21 protein-coding genes are annotated in these 16,827 nt (G+C 65.9%); 15 read left to right on the top strand and 6 right to left on the bottom strand.

The window, feature by feature from the left end:
* From phnH to AC5V87_RS37125, 8 genes are read left to right on the top strand one after another with little or no spacing between them, the layout of a single operon-like run.
* Positions 1–609 carry a phosphonate C-P lyase system protein PhnH gene (gene phnH / locus AC5V87_RS37160; RefSeq protein WP_456842194.1) on the top strand — a complete coding sequence of 203 codons (609 nt, stop codon included), beginning with the start codon at positions 1–3 and terminating at the stop codon, positions 607–609.
* 3 nt (positions 610–612) lie between these two features.
* Complete coding sequence (locus AC5V87_RS37155) at positions 613–1,728, top strand: carbon-phosphorus lyase complex subunit (RefSeq protein ID WP_495369420.1); 1,116 nt, start codon at positions 613–615, stop codon at positions 1,726–1,728.
* Positions 1,725–2,621, top strand: coding sequence for an alpha-D-ribose 1-methylphosphonate 5-phosphate C-P-lyase PhnJ (locus tag AC5V87_RS37150; protein ID WP_456842196.1), 897 nt, complete (start codon positions 1,725–1,727; stop codon positions 2,619–2,621). Before AC5V87_RS37155 ends, AC5V87_RS37150 begins: the two co-directional genes overlap by 4 nt.
* On the top strand, positions 2,614–3,411 hold the full coding sequence (gene phnK, locus AC5V87_RS37145) for a phosphonate C-P lyase system protein PhnK (RefSeq protein ID WP_495369419.1): 798 nt from the start codon (positions 2,614–2,616) through the stop codon (positions 3,409–3,411). The genes AC5V87_RS37150 and phnK overlap by 8 nt, the downstream gene beginning before the upstream one ends.
* Before the next feature lie 21 nt (positions 3,412–3,432).
* Positions 3,433–4,131: a phosphonate C-P lyase system protein PhnL gene (gene phnL, locus AC5V87_RS37140; protein ID WP_495369418.1), complete on the top strand. Its 699-nt coding sequence runs from the start codon at positions 3,433–3,435 to the stop codon at positions 4,129–4,131.
* A gap of 5 nt (positions 4,132–4,136) precedes the next feature.
* A complete protein-coding gene (locus tag AC5V87_RS37135) occupies positions 4,137–5,294 on the top strand; it encodes an alpha-D-ribose 1-methylphosphonate 5-triphosphate diphosphatase (protein ID WP_495369417.1) in 1,158 nt (385 codons plus the stop codon).
* Positions 5,291–5,887 (top strand): phosphonate metabolism protein/1,5-bisphosphokinase (PRPP-forming) PhnN, encoded by a 597-nt coding sequence (gene phnN, locus AC5V87_RS37130; protein ID WP_495369416.1) that lies wholly within the window; start codon positions 5,291–5,293, stop codon positions 5,885–5,887. The genes AC5V87_RS37135 and phnN overlap by 4 nt, the downstream gene beginning before the upstream one ends.
* Before the next feature lie 27 nt (positions 5,888–5,914).
* Entirely contained in the window at positions 5,915–6,526 is a 612-nt protein-coding gene (locus AC5V87_RS37125) for a pyridoxamine 5'-phosphate oxidase family protein (RefSeq protein WP_495369415.1), read from the top strand.
* Positions 6,527–6,767: 241 nt separating this feature from the next.
* On the opposite strand, the gene AC5V87_RS37120 is transcribed toward AC5V87_RS37125, so the two are convergent.
* The gene (locus tag AC5V87_RS37120; RefSeq protein WP_495369414.1) at positions 6,768–7,499 is read right to left on the bottom strand and encodes an SDR family NAD(P)-dependent oxidoreductase; all 732 of its coding nucleotides are present in this window, start codon (positions 7,497–7,499) and stop codon (positions 6,768–6,770) included.
* Positions 7,484–7,657 carry a hypothetical protein gene (locus AC5V87_RS37115; protein ID WP_495369413.1) on the bottom strand — a complete coding sequence of 58 codons (174 nt, stop codon included), beginning with the start codon at positions 7,655–7,657 and terminating at the stop codon, positions 7,484–7,486. Before AC5V87_RS37115 ends, AC5V87_RS37120 begins: the two co-directional genes overlap by 16 nt.
* Before the next feature lie 256 nt (positions 7,658–7,913).
* Between AC5V87_RS37115 and AC5V87_RS37110 the strand changes: the two genes are divergently transcribed.
* The gene (locus AC5V87_RS37110; RefSeq protein WP_495372006.1) at positions 7,914–8,108 is read left to right on the top strand and encodes a hypothetical protein; all 195 of its coding nucleotides are present in this window, start codon (positions 7,914–7,916) and stop codon (positions 8,106–8,108) included.
* Between the two features lie 145 nt (positions 8,109–8,253).
* Here AC5V87_RS37110 and AC5V87_RS37105 read toward each other — a convergent pair whose 3' ends face one another.
* The 4 genes from AC5V87_RS37105 to AC5V87_RS37090 form a co-directional block, all read right to left on the bottom strand.
* Positions 8,254–8,757 (bottom strand): DUF6496 domain-containing protein, encoded by a 504-nt coding sequence (locus tag AC5V87_RS37105; RefSeq protein WP_495369412.1) that lies wholly within the window; start codon positions 8,755–8,757, stop codon positions 8,254–8,256.
* 67 nt (positions 8,758–8,824) lie between these two features.
* On the bottom strand, positions 8,825–9,607 hold the full coding sequence (locus AC5V87_RS37100; protein WP_495369411.1) for an alpha/beta fold hydrolase: 783 nt from the start codon (positions 9,605–9,607) through the stop codon (positions 8,825–8,827).
* A 3-nt stretch (positions 9,608–9,610) separates the two neighbouring features.
* Complete coding sequence (locus AC5V87_RS37095) at positions 9,611–10,906, bottom strand: O-acetylhomoserine aminocarboxypropyltransferase (protein WP_495369410.1); 1,296 nt, start codon at positions 10,904–10,906, stop codon at positions 9,611–9,613.
* Between the two features lie 238 nt (positions 10,907–11,144).
* Positions 11,145–11,933: an IclR family transcriptional regulator gene (locus tag AC5V87_RS37090; RefSeq protein WP_495369409.1), complete on the bottom strand. Its 789-nt coding sequence runs from the start codon at positions 11,931–11,933 to the stop codon at positions 11,145–11,147.
* A gap of 126 nt (positions 11,934–12,059) precedes the next feature.
* Between AC5V87_RS37090 and AC5V87_RS37085 the strand changes: the two genes are divergently transcribed.
* From AC5V87_RS37085 to AC5V87_RS37060, 6 genes are read left to right on the top strand one after another with little or no spacing between them, the layout of a single operon-like run.
* Positions 12,060–13,025, top strand: a complete 966-nt coding sequence (locus AC5V87_RS37085; RefSeq protein ID WP_495369408.1) for a Bug family tripartite tricarboxylate transporter substrate binding protein — start codon at positions 12,060–12,062, stop codon at positions 13,023–13,025.
* A gap of 4 nt (positions 13,026–13,029) precedes the next feature.
* Positions 13,030–13,647: a flavin reductase family protein gene (locus AC5V87_RS37080; protein WP_283083537.1), complete on the top strand. Its 618-nt coding sequence runs from the start codon at positions 13,030–13,032 to the stop codon at positions 13,645–13,647.
* Positions 13,648–13,700: 53 nt separating this feature from the next.
* Positions 13,701–14,561, top strand: coding sequence for a fumarylacetoacetate hydrolase family protein (locus tag AC5V87_RS37075; RefSeq protein WP_456842209.1), 861 nt, complete (start codon positions 13,701–13,703; stop codon positions 14,559–14,561).
* Positions 14,562–14,564: 3 nt separating this feature from the next.
* The gene (hpaH, locus tag AC5V87_RS37070) at positions 14,565–15,368 is read left to right on the top strand and encodes a 2-oxo-hept-4-ene-1,7-dioate hydratase (RefSeq protein WP_495369407.1); all 804 of its coding nucleotides are present in this window, start codon (positions 14,565–14,567) and stop codon (positions 15,366–15,368) included.
* Positions 15,369–15,393: 25 nt separating this feature from the next.
* A complete protein-coding gene (locus AC5V87_RS37065) occupies positions 15,394–15,777 on the top strand; it encodes a RidA family protein (RefSeq protein ID WP_495369406.1) in 384 nt (127 codons plus the stop codon).
* A 12-nt stretch (positions 15,778–15,789) separates the two neighbouring features.
* On the top strand, positions 15,790–16,665 hold the full coding sequence (locus AC5V87_RS37060; protein ID WP_495369405.1) for an amidohydrolase family protein: 876 nt from the start codon (positions 15,790–15,792) through the stop codon (positions 16,663–16,665).
* Positions 16,666–16,827: the final 162 nt, after the last annotated feature.

Here is a 16,827-nt window from a genome sequence, read left to right as displayed (position 1 = left end):
ATGACCACGATTGCGGAATTGCCGCCGGGGTTCGCCGACAAGGTGTTGTCGGCCCAATCGACCTTTCGCTCGGTGATGGATGCGATGGCGCGGCCGGGCTCGGTCCAGCGCATCGTGCCGATGGCGGGCGCGCCGGGCATGATGATGCGCGGCACGGCCGCGATCGCGCTCACGCTGTTCGATCACGACACGCCGCTCTGGCTCGATGCGCGGTTGGCGGAAAGCTCCGACGTGACGAAGTGGCTGAAGTTCCACACCGGTGCGCCGGTGATCCAGGATAACTCGATTGCGAGCTTCGCGCTGATCGGCGATGGCGTCCTGCTGCCGGCGCTGGAGCGCTTCGCGCTCGGCACCAATGAATATCCGGATCGTTCGACCACGGTGATCATCCAGGTCGAGAGCCTCGATTCCGGCCGCGCCTTCGAGCTGCGCGGCCCCGGTATCGACGGCGTCGCGACGCTCCAGGCCTCGATCAAGCCGACCGATTTATTCGACCGTCTGAAGTTCAACGAGACGCTGTTTCCGCGCGGCATCGACGTGGTGCTGGTCGCCGATGATGCCGTGGTTGCGATCCCGCGCACGACGCGCGTCGCGAACAAGGGAAGCTGAAGCATGTATGTCGCAGTCAAAGGCGGCGAACGCGCCATCGAGAACGCCCATCGCCTGCTCGCCAATGCCAGGCGCGGCGATCAAAGCGTTCCGGAGGTCACTCTCGACCAGATCTCGGAGCAGCTCGGCCTTGCCGTCGACCGCGTCATGAGCGAGGGCTCGCTCTATGACCGCGAACTCGCGGCGCTCGCGATCAAGCAGGCGCGCGGCGATTTGATCGAGGCGATCTTCCTGGTTCGCGCCTTCCGCGCCACCCTGCCGCGCTTCGGTGTCAGCGAGCCGGTCGACACCGGCGCGATGCGCGTGCAGCGGCGGGTGTCCTCGACCTTCAAGGATATCCCCGGCGGCCAGATCTTAGGTCCGACTTTCGATTATACGCATCGCCTGCTCGATCCTGCGCTTGCCGAAGGCTTCGTGCCGGAGCCGCCCGCGACGGCCGAAGCCTCGAGCGCGGCAACGCCGCGGGTGACCGACATTCTCGGCCGCGACGGATTGATCGAATCCTCGCCGCAGGCCGAAGAAGGCGCCAGCGTCGGCGATCTCACCCGCGAGCCGCTGAACTTTCCGGCGGATCGCGATTTGCGTCTGCAAAACCTCGCGCGCGGTGACGAAGGCTTCCTGCTCGCGATGGGCTACTCGACCCAGCGCGGCTATGGCCGCAACCATCCCTTCGCCGGCGAGATCCGCTTCGGCGAGGTCGAGGTCGAATTCTTCGCCGAGGAGGTCGGCTTCGCGGTGCCGCTCGGCTCCATCGAGCTCACCGAGTGCCAGATGGTCAACCAGTTCAAGGGCTCGGCGACCGAAGCCCCGTGCTTCACCCGCGGCTACGGTCTCGCCTTCGGCCAGAGCGAGCGCAAGACCATGTCGATGGCGCTGGTCGACCGCGCGCTGCGCGCCCGCGAGCTGGGTGAAGAGGCCCTGGCCCCCGCGCAAGATGAAGAATTCGTGATGTCGCATTCGGACAACGTCCAGGCGACCGGCTTCGTCGAGCATCTGAAGCTGCCGCACTACGTCGACTTCCAGTCCGAGCTCGGGCTCTTGCGCAAGCTTCGCCAAGAATTTTCCAGAGCGTTTGCCGACGCCAACGCCCCCGATGCCATGAAGGAGGCCGCGGAATGAACGCGCCCGCCTACAATTTCGCCTATCTCGACGAGCAGACCAAGCGGATGATCCGCCGCGCGATCCTCAAGGCGATCGCGATCCCCGGCTATCAGGTGCCGTTCGCCAGCCGCGAGATGCCCATGCCCTATGGCTGGGGCACCGGCGGCGTGCAGGTGACGGCCGCGATCCTCGGTCCCCAAGACGTGCTCAAGGTGATCGACCAGGGCTCCGACGACACTACCAACGCGATCTCAATCCGCAAATTCTTCGCCAAGACCGCGGGCGTTGCCACGACGACCGCGACGGACGAGGCAACGGTGATCCAGACCCGTCACCGCATTCCGGAGACGACGCTGCGCGCGAACCAGGTGCTGGTGTATCAGGTGCCGATCCCGGAACCCTTACGCTTCCTCGAGCCGCGCGAGACCGAGACGCGGCGCATGCATGCGCTCGCCGAATACGGCCTGATGCACGTCAAGCTCTACGAGGACATCGCCCGCTTCGGCCACATCGCGACCGCCTATGCCTATCCGGTGAAGGTCAATGCGCGCTATGTGATGGATCCGTCGCCGACGCCGAAATTCGACAATCCCAAGATGGACAATTGCGCGGCGCTGCAGCTGTTCGGCGCCGGCCGCGAGAAGCGCATCTACGCGATTCCGCCTTACACCCGGGTGGTGTCGCTCGATTTCGAGGATCACCCGTTCGAACCGTACCGCTTCAACGCGCCCTGCGCGCTGTGCGGCGCCGAAAATTCCTATCTCGACGAGATCGTCACCGACGACAAGGGCGGCCGGATGTTCGTCTGCTCCGACACCGACTATTGCGAGGGCCGCCAGGCCGCTGGCCATCACGGCAGCCTCAGCGCCGCGCCGTACAAGGAGAAGGCGCAGGGGAGTTCACATGGCTGATCTCGACACGCTTGAAGACGACCAGCCGCTGCTGGTGGCGGAATCCCTCGGCAAGTCCTATGGCCGCATCGCAGCGTGCCGCGACGTGTCGTTCGCGCTCTATCCCGGCGAGGTGCTGGCGATCGTCGGCGAGTCCGGCTCGGGCAAATCGACGCTGCTGCAGATGCTGTCGGGCCAGCTCGCGCCGACCGCCGGCCGGGTGTCGTATCGGATGCGCGATGGTATCACCCGCGACCTCAAGACGCTGGGTGAGGCCGAGCGCCGCTTCCTGTTCCGCACCGATTGGGGCTATGTGCACCAGGATCCAGCGCAGGGCCTGCGCATGGCGGTCTCGGCCGGCGCCAATGTCGGCGAGCGGCTGATGGCGGTGGGCTGGAACCACTATGGCCGCATCCGCAACACTGCGTCGGACTGGCTCACCCGCGTCGAGATCGACACCGCGCGCATCGATGATGCGCCGCGTACCTATTCCGGCGGCATGCGCCAGCGCCTCCAGATCGCGCGCAACCTCGTCACCGAGCCGCGGCTGGTGTTCATGGACGAGCCGACCGGCGGCCTCGATGTCTCCGTGCAGGCGCGCCTGCTCGACCTCTTGCGCAGCCTCGTCGCCGAGCTGCACCTTGCTGTCATCATCGTCACCCACGATCTCGCGGTCGCGCGCCTGTTGTCACACCGCGTGATGGTGATGAAGGGCGGCCGCGTCATCGAGACCGGCCTCACCGACCAGGTGCTCGATGATCCCCGCGAGCCTTACACCCAGCTCCTCGTCTCCTCGATTCTGCCGCCATAAGCTTCCAACATGAGTTCTCCGATGACCGCGATGATCGACATCACCGACGCCGGTAAGACCTTCACGATGCATCTGCAAGGCGGCATCGAATTGCCGGTCGTGCGCGGCGTGAGCTTCCAGGTCGCCCCGGGGGAATGCGTCGTGCTGTCGGGGCCATCGGGTGCCGGCAAATCGTCGATCCTGAAGATGATTTTCGGCAACTACCGCTGCGATAGCGGCCGCATCGGCATCCGCCATCGCGGCGTGGTGGTCGATCTCGCCACTGCCGAACCGCGGCAGGTCCTGAACATCCGCCGCTGTACCATCGGCTATGTCAGCCAATTCCTGCGCGCCGTGCCGCGCGTCGCCACCATCGACGTCGTCGCCGAGCCGCTGATCGTGAACGGCATGAGCCGGGCCGACGCGCAGGCCCGTGCCGGCGAATTACTGCATCGGCTCAACATCCCCGCAAGACTCTGGCAGCTGCCGCCTGCGACTTTCTCCGGCGGCGAGCAGCAGCGCGTCAACATCGCGCGCGGCTTCATCTCGGATCTGCCGATCCTGCTACTGGACGAGCCGACCGCCTCGCTCGATGCCGCCAACCGCGCCGTCGTGGTCGAGCTGGTCGCCGAGAAGAAGCGCGAGGGCGTCGCCATGGTCGCCATTGTCCATGACGATGAAATCCGCCATCTGATCGCCGACCGCATCGTCGACGTCACCAGCTTTGCCGCCGCGGCCTGAAGGGAATGGAAATGAAGTCGAAGGAATCGTTGATCGCCAACGCCAGGATCGTGCTGGCTGACCGGGTGATCGAGCAGGGCTGGCTCGCCCTTGCCGACGGACGCATTGCGGAGATTGGCGATGGGACCGCGCCCGCGGACGCAGAAGACGCCGGCGGCGACCTCATCATGCCCGGCCTGATCGAGCTCCACACCGACCACCTCGAAGCGCATTACGTGCCACGGCCAAAGGTATTCTGGAATCCGGTCGCCGCCGTCATCTCCTATGACGGCCAGCTCGCGACCTCAGGCATCACCACCGTGTTCGACTCGCTCCGGGTCTGGCGCGAGGACGGCGCCGAGGAGGTCGACGGCCGTGCCGGCGTGCTCGCTGCCGCGATCACGACCGCGCGCAATGCCAATCTGCTGCGCGCCGACCACTTCCTTCATCTGCGCTGCGAGATCCCGATGCCGAGCGTGGTCGAGGAGGCCAAGGAGCTGATCGACCGTCCCGACGTCAAGCTGATGTCGCTGATGGATCATACGCCGGGCCAGCGCCAGTTCCGCGACGAGGTCAAGCTGCGCGACTATTACCGCGGCAAGGGCGGCGGCAAGACCGATGCCGAGCTCGACGAGCTGTTCGCAAAGCGCTTCGAATATCAGAGGCTTTATGCCTCGGCCAACATGCGCGAGATCGTGGCGTTGGCACACGAGTACAACATTCCGCTCGCGAGCCACGACGACACCACCGAGGAGAACGTCGCGGACGCCGTGCGCGATCGCGTGTCGGTCGCGGAATTCCCGACCACGCTGGAGGCCGCGCGCGGCCTGCACCAGGCCGGAATCGACATCCTGATGGGCGCGCCGAACGTGGTGCGCGGCGGCTCGCATTCCGGCAACATCGCCGCCGTCGACCTCGCCCGCGAAGGCCTGCTCGACATCCTGTCGTCGGACTACATCCCGTCGAGCCTCCTGATGGCCGCGCTGCAATTGCCCGAGCATGTGCCGGCGATCAGCCTGCCGGCCGCGGTTCGCACCGTGACCAAGGCGCCGGCCGAGGCGGTCGGCCTCACCGACCGCGGCGAGGTCGCGACCGGCAAGCGCGCCGATCTGATCCGCGTGCATGTTGCAGGCGACGTTCCCGTCGTCCGCAGCGTCTGGCGCGAAGGACGCCGCGTCGCATGAGCGAGACGATGGCCATAGCGCAGGATGAGACGGGCGCGATTGGCCCGGGGCGGCTCGTGCTTGTGGTCGGACCGAGCGGTGCGGGCAAGGATACGCTGTTGCGGCTCGCGCAAGCAGCCTGCGTCGAGGATCACGACATCGTCTTCCCGCGCCGCGTCGTGACGCGCGAATCCTCAGCGGCTGAGGACAACATCGCGATGAGCTCCGATGAATTCCGCCGCGCGCTCGACCACGGCGATTTCGCCCTGCACTGGGAGGCGCACGGGCATTGCTACGCCCTGCCGCTCGAAATCAACGACGACATCCGCGCCGGCCGCGCCGTCGTCGTCAACGTCTCGCGCACGGTGATCGGCGCGCTCCGCAAGACCTATGCGAACGTCGTGGTGGTCGCGATCACCGCCCCGCCGGACGTGCTGGCGCAGCGGCTCGCCGCGCGGGCGCGTCACAGCGACGGCAACATCGCGGCGCGCCTGTCGCGCAGCGTCGACGACGCGTCGGCGAATGCGGACGTCACCATCCTCAACGCCGGCAGCGCGGACTACCACAGCCGCCAGCTCGTGCGGGTGATCAGGAACGAAGGCTGGCGCGAGTAGCGGCCGGCAAAACAAGGAGAGAGTGGAATGACCGTGATCAATACGGTCGAGGAGCTAGAGGCCATCTACGGCACCACCAACGACGCCTCGACCGTGAAAGTCGCCGACCACGTCACTCCGCTCTACCGCATCTTCATCGAGAAGGCGCCGTTCGCGGCGCTCGCGACCATCGGCCCCGAGGGCATCGACTGCTCGCCGCGCGGCGATCTGCCCGGGTTCGTCCGCATCCACGATCCGAAGACGCTGATGCTGCCGGACCGGCGCGGCAACAACCGGGTCGATTCACTGCGCAACATTGTGCGCGATCCGCGCGTGTCGCTGATGTTCCTGATTCCCGGCTCCGGCAACGCGGTCCGCGCCAATGGCCGCGCCCATCTCTCGATCGATCCTGGCCTGCTCGATTCATTCAAGGTCGACGGCAAGGCGCCGCGCAGCGTCATGGTGATGGCGGTGGACGAGATCTACTTCCAGTGCGCCCGCGCCATCGTCCGCTCCGACCTCTGGAATCCCGACAAGCGCGTCGATCCCAGGACGCTGCCGACGCCGGGCCAGATCCTCGCCGAGATGAGCGAGAACAAGGTCGGCGGCGAAGAGTACGACCGCATCTGGCCGACGCGCGCGGCCGCGACGATGTGGTGATCTCCGCTCTCTCGTCTCCCTCGCCCCGCTCTTGCGGAATCGTAGGGTGGGCAAAGGCGCACTTGCGCCGTGCCCACCACCTGTCCAACATCGCGACAGAACTTGGCCACGCTCCGCTTTGCCCACCCTGCGGCTCTAATGATCGTCATGCCCGAGCTTGTCCCGGGCATCCAGTTTCTTCGTGCCACCTGTAAGGCGTGGATGGCCGGGACAAAGCCCGGCCATACGGGGTGTGCACACCCTAGTTGAACGCCATCCCGCCGCTCAGCGCGATGGTCTGTCCGGTCATGTAGGCGTTGTCGACCAGCAGCATCACGGCTTTCGCCACCTCGTCCGCCGTGCCGAAACGGCCGAGCGGGATGCGGCTGACGAGTTGCGGCTGACCGCTCATCATGTCGGTCTCGATCAGCGACGGCGCCACCGCGTTGACGGTGATGCCTTCCTTGACCAGCCGCGCCGCATAGCCGCGCGTGAGGCCCTCCATGCCGGCCTTGGACGCATTGTAGTGCGGCCCGATCGAGCCGGCACCGCGCGCCGCGCCCGAGGAGATGTTGACGATACGGCCCCATTTCCGCGCACGCATCGACGGCAGCACCGCCTGCGTGCACAGGAACGCCGATTTCAGATTGACCAGCATGGTGCGGTCGAAATCGTCCTCGGTGAGGTCGTCGACGCCGCGCGTGATGGCGATGCCGGCATTGTTGACGAGGATGTCGATGGGGCCGAGCCCGCCGGTGACGTGCTCGACCAAGTTCGCCACCGCCTCGCTTTGCGAGACATCGGCGGCAACGACGATGGCGCGGCCACCCTGCCTGCTGATCTCGCCGGCCAGCTGCTCGGCCTGTCCGATCTGCTCGCGGCAATTGATCGCCACGGCCGCACCAGCTTCGGCCAACGCACGACAGACGGCCGCGCCGATTCCGCGCGAGCCGCCGGTCACGAGCGCGGTGCGCCCCCTCAGATCATTTGCCATGCCGTTATCTCCCGATTTTTCTCTTGCGCCCACCGGAAGCATACCATGCCGGCCGTGCGTGCCGTGTTGAACTCATCGCGAGATGAAACCGCCTGCCAGCTCTTGCCGCGGGAGAAGCGCACGAGCGCGCTCACGACAAATATGGATAGCCATTTCATTGACCAATTGTGCCAACCGCTCGATATTCGACGCGTCGAAACTGCTCCTCAAGCCTGAAGCCGCGATATGAGAACCGATCACCAGCGTAACAGAGGCGACATGCATGCGTGCATGACGCGGCGCTGTTTCTCGGCGGCCACAGGCGCCTGTTGTTGCTGACCGTCTCTTAGCAACACCGCACACCGGAAATCCCAAGACAGGAACGCCGAACTTCGGCGAACGAGCAGCCGTGTCCAAACCCTATCGAACGCCTACATCATCGAGATCCACGATCGTGCCGCCGGGATCATCACCCGCGATGAGCGCGGCTTCCGTTTCTTCTCCTCCGAGCGCCTGTTCGACAGTCTCGAAGGCCGCCAGTTCCGCTCGGCGCGCGAGGCCGAGCGGGCCGCCCGCGCCGTGCTCTCCGAGCGGAGTCGCCGCGCGAATTCCCAACTGTTCGCTACCTGATCTCAGGTGTGGATGGCCGGGACAAGTCCGGCCATGACGCTCGTGGCGGCCGTCTTCGTCCAAGCTCTTGAGCAGGAGGCGGTTCCGCCTCATCCTGAGGGGCCTCGCCAGAGCGCAACCTCGGCCTATACCAGCGCGCGACTGTTCAACTCCGGCGGCGCGACCGGGTGCGTGCCGCCTTCTTTGCTGCAGCGGAGCGGGCCTTGGCGCCCTTGGTGCGACTGGCCTTCCGCGCAGCGGCCGAACGCGAAGCTGCGGTGCGCCGGCTTGCGGCGCGCTTGCCCTGCTTCGACAGCGCGCTGCGCGATGCGGTCGAGCGCGGCTCCTTCTTCAACACGCCTTCGACGGCGCGCGACACTTTCGGCCGGCGCTTCGCCGTGCGTTTGCCCTGACCGACCTCATAGGCGTATTTGGCGCTACGGCGCGTCGACTTCTTGGTGCGCCCTTTGCGCGGCGGCGGCAGGTCGACGCCGGCGCGGCGCGCCTCGGACAGGCCGATGGCGATGGCCTGCTTGGTCGAGCGCGCGCCGTGCTTGCCCTTCCTGATCTTGTCGATCTCGTCCTTGACGAACTCGCCGGCCTGCGTGCTCGCCGATTTGCCGGCACGCTTGTCCTGCTTCGCTTTGCGGATGATTTCCTGTCTTGGCATGGGTCAAAATCCCGTTTCAGTCACAGGGGTGTCTGACCGCAACGCGCGACGCGGGAGATTGATCCTATCAGGCCCTCAGCGCCGCCAGCAGTTCATCCGGGCGTTCGGCCATGATCATGTGACCTGCGCCCGGCACCACGACGGTCTTCGCGTGCGGGATCGCTGCCGCAAGCGCCTTGCCCGCCTTTGCCGGTGTCATCATGTCCCGCTCGCCGAGGATCAGCGTCGTCGGCACCTTCACGCTCGCGGCAGCCGCAAGTGCATTCGCATAAGCATTGCAGGCCGACAAATCCCTGAACAGCACGCCCGGCTCGCAATGCTTGAGCACCGCCTGCGCGCCGCCATGCATCCACAGGCCGGGCGCGAGGCTGCCGCCGAGCTCGGCCTTGAAGCCGAGGCCCCAGATCGAGACCATGTCGTTGGCATCCTGCGAATTGGCTTCGGCGGCCTTGAGCAGATCGGGCCCGACCGTCATGGTCGCGGCGGTGCCGATCAGGCTCAGCGCGGACACCTTGTCGGGGTGGCGGGCCGCCGTCTCCAGCGAGATCAGCGAGCCCATGGAATGGCCGATCAGGTGCGCCTTCGCAGCTCCTGCGGCATCGAGCAGCGCGGCCGTCCAGTCGGCCATCTCGGCGATGCTGCCGAGCGAAGGGCCGGTGGAGCGGCCGTGACCGGGCAGGTCAGGCGCCAGCACGCTAAAGCCGTGATGGGCGAACCAGCGCGTGTGCAGCGCCCAGGTCGAATGGTCGAAGCCGGCGCCGTGGATGAAAACCACGGTAGGCAGGGACTTGTCGAAGTCGCGGCCGCCGTTCGCGACAAACACCTCGAGGCCGTTGACGGAGAGCTTCATGGTTCAGACCTTCTGCGAGATGCGCAGCGCCTGCGCGAGATCGTCGATGATGTCGGAGGCGGTCTCGATGCCGACCGACAGCCGCACCAGCTCCTCGCCGATGCCGGCCGCCTTGAGCTGCTCGGCGTCCATCTGCTGATGCGTGGTCGAGGCCGGGTGGATCACCAGCGTCTTGGCGTCGCCGACATTGGCGAGATGGCTGATCATGCGCAGCGACTCGATGAACTTGCGGCCCGCAGGCCGCCCGCCCTTGATGCCAAAGGAGACGATCGAGCCGGCGCCGCGCGGCAGCAGCTGTTTTGCGAGCTGGTAGTCGATGTGGTCCTCGAGCGAGGGATGCAGCACCCAGTCGACGGCCTTGTTGGATTTCAGCGCCTCCAGCACGAGATGCGTGTTCTGCATATGGCGGTCCATGCGCACGGGAAGCGTCTCGACGCCCTGCAAAAGCTGGAACGCGTTGGTCGGCGACAGGCAGGCGCCGAAATCGCGCAGGCCTTCGGTGCGGGCGCGCATGATGAAGGCGGCCGTGCCGAACTGCTCGTCGAAGACGATGCCGTGATAGCCGCCATAGGGCTCGGTCAGCACGCCGAACTTGCCCGAGCCGCGCCAATCGAAGCGGCCGCCATCGACGATCGCGCCGCCGATCGCGATGCCGTGGCCGCCGATCCATTTGGTCGCCGAATGCATCACGATGTCGGCGCCGAGCTCGATCGGCCGGCTGAGATAGGGCGTGGCAAATGTATTGTCGATCAAGAGCGGGATCTTCGCCTCATGCGCGATGGCCGCGACCTTGGGAATGTCGAGCACCTCAAGACCGGGATTGCCGATGGTCTCGCCGATCACGAGTTTCGTGTTCGGCTTGATCGCCGCGCGGAACGCGCCGAGATCACGCGGCTTCACGAACGTCGTGGTGATGCCGAAGCGCGGCAGCGTATGCGCCAAAAGGTTGATAGTGCCGCCATAGAGCGAGCTCGACGCCACGATATGGTCGCCGGCATTGAGCAGCGTGGCGATGGCCAGATGCAGCGCCGCCATGCCGCTCGCGGTGCAGATCGCGCCGACGCCGCCTTCGAGCGCAGCAAGCCGTTCCTCCAGCACGCCGGTGGTCGGGTTGGAGATGCGCGTGTAGATGTGGCCGGCGCGCTCCAGGTTGAACAGCGCGGCGGCGTGGTCGGAATCCTGGAACACGTAGGACGTGGTCTGGTAGATCGGCACCGCGCGGGCGCCGGTCGCAGGATCCGGATGCTGGCCCGCATGCAGGCTCAGGGTCTCGAAGGAAGGCGGTTTCGGCGCAGGCATTGCGTGGCCTCGTTGGTCATTCGGCGAGGCGGCCGTTGTGCCATAAAACGGAGCGTGAAGTCAGCCATTGACAGCGCCGATGGCGGTGCGCTCCCTCGCCCCGAACGCGGGGAGAGGCGAAGGAGCGCCGTCAGCGCTAAAGCATGATCCGGAAAAGTGCGAAGCGGTTTTCCGGAAAGATCATGCGTAAACAACAACCTAAAGGCGCGATGACGATGCATCCAAATCTCATCGCGCTTTAGCCGATCGCCTGCTCGATGATCCGCGCCTCGCGGAGCAAGATCTCCGCCACCTCCTGCTCGCGCCGTGGTCCGAGCCTCGTCCGGACGGCCGAGACCGTCATTGCCGCGGCGGGCTGGCCGTCCGGCGTCTTGATCCAGATCGAGATCGATTTCGTGCCCTGCACGAGGCCGCTCTCTCGCATGTAGTAGCCGCGCTTGCGCGCCGACGTGACCTCGCCCAGCACGGTCGCGGCGTCGGTGTGATAGGCCTCGAACCGCTTCTCGTTGGCTGCAACGATCTTTCGTGCCTCCTGTGCCGGCATCGCCGCGAGGATGGCAACGCCTGCGCTGGAGACGCCGAGCGGCCGGCGCGCGCCGATCTCGATCGACAGCACCTGGATCGGATAGACGCCGATCCTGCGATCGACGCACAGCGTGTCGTTGCCGGTCCGCACCGTCAGGAACAGCGTGTCTCCGATCTCGGCGGAGGCGCGCCGCATCGACGGATTGGCGGCGACCAGCAGCCGCGACGGCCGCGGACGCGCGAGCGCCAATTCCGGCACCTGATTGCCGATTGCATAGCGGCCGCTCTTCTCGTTCCGTTCGACGATGCCTTCCTCGATCAGCACGTGGACGATGCGATGCACGGTCGGGCGGGTGAGGCCGGTCGCCTGCACGACTTCGGCCAGCGGCACGCCGTCCTCGCGGCCTGCTGCAAGAATGCGCAGCACCGCGAGCGCGCGCCGGATCGTTTGTGCGCCTTGCCGCGGTTCCATCGCGCTGCGGGTGGATTCTGCTCTGTCCATAATATGGACGAGAACGCCACAATTCGCTCGACAGGTAAAGCGCGCATCTGGAGATTGCGCTTCCGTCGGGATGCCCTGCCGTCAGGGCAACCGACCTGAAATTGGAAGCGCCGCCGGGAGGTTAACATGAGATTAATCTGGTTTGCCATAGCTGCCGCCGCCGCGATGCTGGCGGGACCTGCATCGGCCCAGCAATGGCCGGCGCGCAACGTCAAGCTGATCGTGCCCTATCCTGCCGGCGGCAATGTCGATAGCGCGGCGCGCATCATCGCCGACAAGCTCCAGGAAAAGCTCGGCCAGCCCTTCATAATCGAGAACAAGGCCGGCGCCGGCGGCATGATCGCGGGCGAGGCCTTCGCCAAATCAGCGCCCGATGGCTACACCCTGTTCGTCGGCGCCAACGGCCCGGTGCTGTTCGCGACCGAGATCAACAAGCGCGAGGCCTATAACTGGAAGAAGGACTTTTTGCCGATCTCGACCATCTCGATGACGCCGCTGGTGCTCGAGGTGCATCCCTCGGTGCAGGCGACGACCTTCAAGGAATTCATCGACCTCGCCAAGCGCGAGCCCGGCAAGCTGACCATGGCCTCGCCCGGCCCCGGCACCACCAACCACCTGCTCAGCGAGCTGATGCAGTCGAGCCTCGACCTGCAATGGGTCACCGCGCACTACCGCGGCAACGCGCCGGCCATCAACGACCTCTTGGGCGGCCAGGTGCAGTTCGCATTCGACCAGCTCACGGTCAGCCTGCAGCACATCAAGGCCGGCCTGTTCCGCCCGCTCGCCGTCACCAGCCCGCATCGCCTGAAGTCGCTGCCGGACGTGCCGACCTTCGCCGAGCTCGGCTACAAGGATTTTGACGGCCAGACCTTTACCGGCCTGTTCGCGCCCGCGGGCACGCCGGCGCCGATCGTGGACAAGCTGCACGAGACGCTGGTTGCGATCCTGAAGGACCCCGGCGTGATCGACAAGTTCGAGAAGCTCGGCGGCGAAGCAACGGCGATAACGCCGGAGGAGTTCAAGGCTTATCTCGAGCGCGAGGACGCCAAATGGATTCCGGTCGTGCGCAAGGCCAACATCAAGGCTGACTGATCGCATGCGGATCGATCCCACCGAGCTCGGCGCCGAGCGCATCTATCGCCTGATGACCGGCATCGTGGTGCCGCGCCCGATCGCGTGGGTGACGAGCCTCTCGAGCAAGGGCGTGCTCAATCTCGCCCCGTTCAGCGCCTTCACCTTCGTCTCGCAGAAGCCGCCGATGCTCGCCATCAGCGTCGGCCGCAAGGGCGCCGACTACAAGGACACCGCGCACAACATCCTCGATACCGAGGAATATGTGATCCACATCGCCGATACCCCGCTGATGTCGGCGGTGCACGATAGCTCGGTCGAGCATCCACCTGAGATCAGCGAGGTCGAGCATCTCGGCCTGGAGACGGTGCCGTGCGAGCGCATCAAGGTGCCGCGCCTTGCGGCGGCGCCGGTTGCGATGGAATGCCGCTTCCGTCAGTGCCTCGAATTCGGCGAGGCCAAGAGCCGGCTCATTGTCGGCGAGGTCGTGATGTTCCACTTGCGCGACGGCCTCGTCAACGACGGCAAGGTCGAGACCAAGGCGCTCGACCCGATCGCGCGCATCGGCGGGCCACGCTACGCCCGCCTCGGCGAGATCGTGACGCTGAACACCGTGTTCCAGACGCCCAAATCGAAAGACTGAGCACGCGGCCAGCCGCGCCGGCCTGCGCCGGAAAATCATTGGAGGAAACGACAATGCGACTCGTAAGCTATCTCCTGGACGGAGAGCCGCGCTATGGCGCGGCCGTTGAAGACGGCGTGGTCGATCTGACCAAACGCATCGGCCGCGACTTCTCCGACGTGCGGGCCTTGATCGCGGCGAACGCGCTCGCCGATGCGCAGGAAGCCGCGGCCGGACAGAAGCCGGATCACGCGCTGGAAGATCTCGTCCTGCTGCCGCCGGTGCTCGCCCCGGAAAAGCTCTGGTGCATCGGCGTCAACTACGCCGAGCGCAACGCCGAATACAAAGACAATTCCGACCTGCCCAAATATCCGAGCCTGTTCGTGCGCAGCATGTCGTCGATATCAGGCTCCGGCCAGCCGCTGGAGAAGCCTGACGTCTCCGACCAGCTCGACTACGAAGGCGAGCTCGTCATCGTGATCGGGCAGGGCGGCCGTCACATCCCGCGCGAGAAGGCGTGGGCGCACATCTTCGGCATGACGCTCTGCAACGAGGGCACGGTTCGCGACTGGCTGCGTCATGGCAAGTTCAACGTCACGCAAGGCAAGAACTTCGACCGCTCCGGCAGCATCGGGCCGTGGATCGTTACCGCGGACGAGCTCGACCCCCGCGGGCCGCATGACATTGTCACCCGCGTCAACGGCGAGGTGCGGCAGCAGGACACCACCGAGCGGCTGATGTTCCCGTTCGACTTCCTGATCTCCTATCTCTCCACCTTCGCCACGCTGAAGCCCGGCGACATGATCGTGACGGGCACGCCGACCGGCGCCGGCGCACGCTTCGATCCGCCGCGCTGGCTCAAGGTCGGCGACGTCGTCGAGGTCGAATCGAGCCGCATCGGCGTGCTGCGCAACACCGTCGCCGCGGAGAGTTAAATCATGCTGGATGCCGCGACGATCGAACGCCTGGCCGCGCGCCTCGACGAGGCCGAGCGCACCAAGGCGCTGATCCCGATGTTCTCGAAAGAATATCCGGACTTCAGCATCGAGGATGCCTACGCCATACAGCGCGCATGGACCAAGCTCCAGCTCGGCCGCGGCCGCGTCATCAAGGGCCACAAGATCGGCCTGACCTCGAAGGCGATGCAGAACGCGGTCGGCATCAATGAGCCCGATTACGGCGTGCTGTTCGCCGACATGTTCTATGCCGATGCGACGCCGATCCCGTTCGACCGCTTCCATGCGCCGCGCATCGAGGTCGAGCTCGCCTTCGTGCTGAAGGCACCACTGCGCGGGCCCGATTGCACCATCTTCGACGTGCTCAATGCCACCGACTACGTCACGCCGGCGCTCGAGATCCTGGAAACGCGCATGCATCGCGTCGATCCCGAGACGGGCAAGACGCGCAAGGTCATGGACACGATCTCGGACAATGCGGCCAATGCCGCGCTGGTGCTCGGCGGCCGGCCGATCCGCCCGATGGATGCGGATCTGCGCTGGATCGGCGCACTGTTGTTCCGCAACGGCGAAGTCGAGGAGACCGGCCTTGCCGCCGGCGTGCTCAACCACCCCGCCAACGGCATCGCCTGGCTCGTCAACCGCCTCGCGCCACACGACGAGCATCTCGCGAGCGGCGAGGTGGTGCTGGCGGGGTCTTTCACGCGGCCCGTCGACATCCGGCGCGGCGACACCTTCCATGCCGATTATGGCGCGTTCGGCTCGGTGTCGTGCCAGTTCGTCTGAACCAACAACAAGCAGGGAGCGTACCATGACACGGCGCAAGAGCATCCATATCGGCGGATTCAAGCACGCCAATCCGATTCCGAACGCCTGCCGCATCGGCAATCTCGTGATGTCCGGCGTCATCCTCGGCCGCGATGCGGCCGGCGTGATGCCCGAGAGTCTCGAAGCCCAATGCGCCAACATGTTCGCGCATATGAAGGCGACGGTGGAGGCCGCCGGCGGCACCACCGACGACATCATCAAGATGACGGTGTGGCTGAAGGACCGCACGCAGCGCGGTCCGGTCAATGTTGAATGGCTGAAGATGTTTCCGGACGAGCACTCGCGCCCGGCGCGCCACGCGCTGCCGATGGACAACATGGATGGCGGCGCGCTGGTGCAGTGCGACTTCACCGCCGTGATCGACTGAGGAGATTTGCGCATGCCGACCTATCTGCCGTTCGATCCCAATCCGCGCCGCCCAAGCAAGCCGCCGCCACCGAAGAGCCTCGACAGCCAGTTTCACGTGCTCGGTCCGATCGAGAAATATCCGGAGCGTCCCGGCGCCGCCTATCGGATGCCGACCGCGACCTGGGAGGCGGCCTTGCGCATGCACAAGGCGCTCGGCATCGAGCGCGGCGTCATCGTGCAGACCACGACCTACGGCGCCGACCATGCCGTCGTGCTCGACGGCCTCGCCGCGATGGGTCCGAACTATCGCGGCTGCGCCAACGCGCTGGTGTTCGCGGAGGCGAGCGACTCTTATCTTGCCAAGCTGCACGAGGCCGGCGTGCGCGGCGCGCGCTTCAGTTTTCGCCAGGAGCTCGGTGCCGTGCTCTCGGACGCCGACTTCGCCCGGGCCATCGCGCGGATCCGCGAGCTCGGCTGGTACGTCAAGATCCAACCGGAGAAGGATGGCATCGTATCCAGCGTCGCCAAGTACGAGAATCTCGACGTGCCCGTGCTGATCGACCACATGGCGCGGCCCGATCCGGAAGCCGGCAAGGACGATCCGAACCTGCGCAAGATGCTGGAGCTGCTCAAGAAGGGCAATTTCTGGGTCATGCTGTCGCTCGGCGAGAAGACCTCGAAGGCCGGCGCTCCCTACGACGACGTGATCCCGATCGCGCGCGCCTATATCGAGGCCGCACCCGACCGCTGCGTCTGGGCCAGCGACTGGCCGCACCCGGTCTCCGTGAAGCAGCCGCCGAACGATGCCGATCTGCTCGAACTGATGTACCGCTACGCGCCCGATCCGACCGAGCTGGAAAAGATCCTGGTGCACAATCCGGCCAAGCTGTTCGGCTTTCCGGATTAGAGCGCGCGAAGCTCGCCACGATCACGGTGCACTCCCTCTCCCGCTTGGCTTGCGGGAGAGGGGCGGGGTGAGGGCTCTTTGCTCTTGGGGATTGTCCCATTGTGGAGACACCCTCTCCCCAGCCCTCCCCCGCGTGCGGGGGAGGGAGCGCACCTCGTTGAG

The organism is Bradyrhizobium sp. SOJA106, assembly GCF_059448745.1.
Note: the sequence above shows the minus strand (reverse complement) of the source record. Positions and strands in the feature narration are given on the sequence as shown.

Coding starts and splice junctions, on each gene's coding strand:
- phnH (WP_456842194.1), top strand. CDS start 1: ATGACCACGATTGCGGAATTGCCGCCGGGGTTCGCCGACAAGGTGTTG.
- hpaH (WP_495369407.1), top strand. CDS start 14,565: ATGCTGGATGCCGCGACGATCGAACGCCTGGCCGCGCGCCTCGACGAG.
- phnN (WP_495369416.1), top strand. CDS start 5,291: ATGAGCGAGACGATGGCCATAGCGCAGGATGAGACGGGCGCGATTGGC.
- AC5V87_RS37135 (WP_495369417.1), top strand. CDS start 4,137: ATGGAAATGAAGTCGAAGGAATCGTTGATCGCCAACGCCAGGATCGTG.
- AC5V87_RS37105 (WP_495369412.1), bottom strand. CDS start 8,757: ATGCCAAGACAGGAAATCATCCGCAAAGCGAAGCAGGACAAGCGTGCC.
- AC5V87_RS37065 (WP_495369406.1), top strand. CDS start 15,394: ATGACACGGCGCAAGAGCATCCATATCGGCGGATTCAAGCACGCCAAT.
- phnL (WP_495369418.1), top strand. CDS start 3,433: ATGACCGCGATGATCGACATCACCGACGCCGGTAAGACCTTCACGATG.
- AC5V87_RS37085 (WP_495369408.1), top strand. CDS start 12,060: ATGAGATTAATCTGGTTTGCCATAGCTGCCGCCGCCGCGATGCTGGCG.
- AC5V87_RS37155 (WP_495369420.1), top strand. CDS start 613: ATGTATGTCGCAGTCAAAGGCGGCGAACGCGCCATCGAGAACGCCCAT.
- AC5V87_RS37080 (WP_283083537.1), top strand. CDS start 13,030: ATGCGGATCGATCCCACCGAGCTCGGCGCCGAGCGCATCTATCGCCTG.
- AC5V87_RS37090 (WP_495369409.1), bottom strand. CDS start 11,933: ATGGACAGAGCAGAATCCACCCGCAGCGCGATGGAACCGCGGCAAGGC.
- phnK (WP_495369419.1), top strand. CDS start 2,614: ATGGCTGATCTCGACACGCTTGAAGACGACCAGCCGCTGCTGGTGGCG.
- AC5V87_RS37060 (WP_495369405.1), top strand. CDS start 15,790: ATGCCGACCTATCTGCCGTTCGATCCCAATCCGCGCCGCCCAAGCAAG.
- AC5V87_RS37120 (WP_495369414.1), bottom strand. CDS start 7,499: ATGGCAAATGATCTGAGGGGGCGCACCGCGCTCGTGACCGGCGGCTCG.
- AC5V87_RS37095 (WP_495369410.1), bottom strand. CDS start 10,906: ATGCCTGCGCCGAAACCGCCTTCCTTCGAGACCCTGAGCCTGCATGCG.
- AC5V87_RS37100 (WP_495369411.1), bottom strand. CDS start 9,607: ATGAAGCTCTCCGTCAACGGCCTCGAGGTGTTTGTCGCGAACGGCGGC.
- AC5V87_RS37075 (WP_456842209.1), top strand. CDS start 13,701: ATGCGACTCGTAAGCTATCTCCTGGACGGAGAGCCGCGCTATGGCGCG.
- AC5V87_RS37115 (WP_495369413.1), bottom strand. CDS start 7,657: ATGAAATGGCTATCCATATTTGTCGTGAGCGCGCTCGTGCGCTTCTCC.
- AC5V87_RS37150 (WP_456842196.1), top strand. CDS start 1,725: ATGAACGCGCCCGCCTACAATTTCGCCTATCTCGACGAGCAGACCAAG.
- AC5V87_RS37125 (WP_495369415.1), top strand. CDS start 5,915: ATGACCGTGATCAATACGGTCGAGGAGCTAGAGGCCATCTACGGCACC.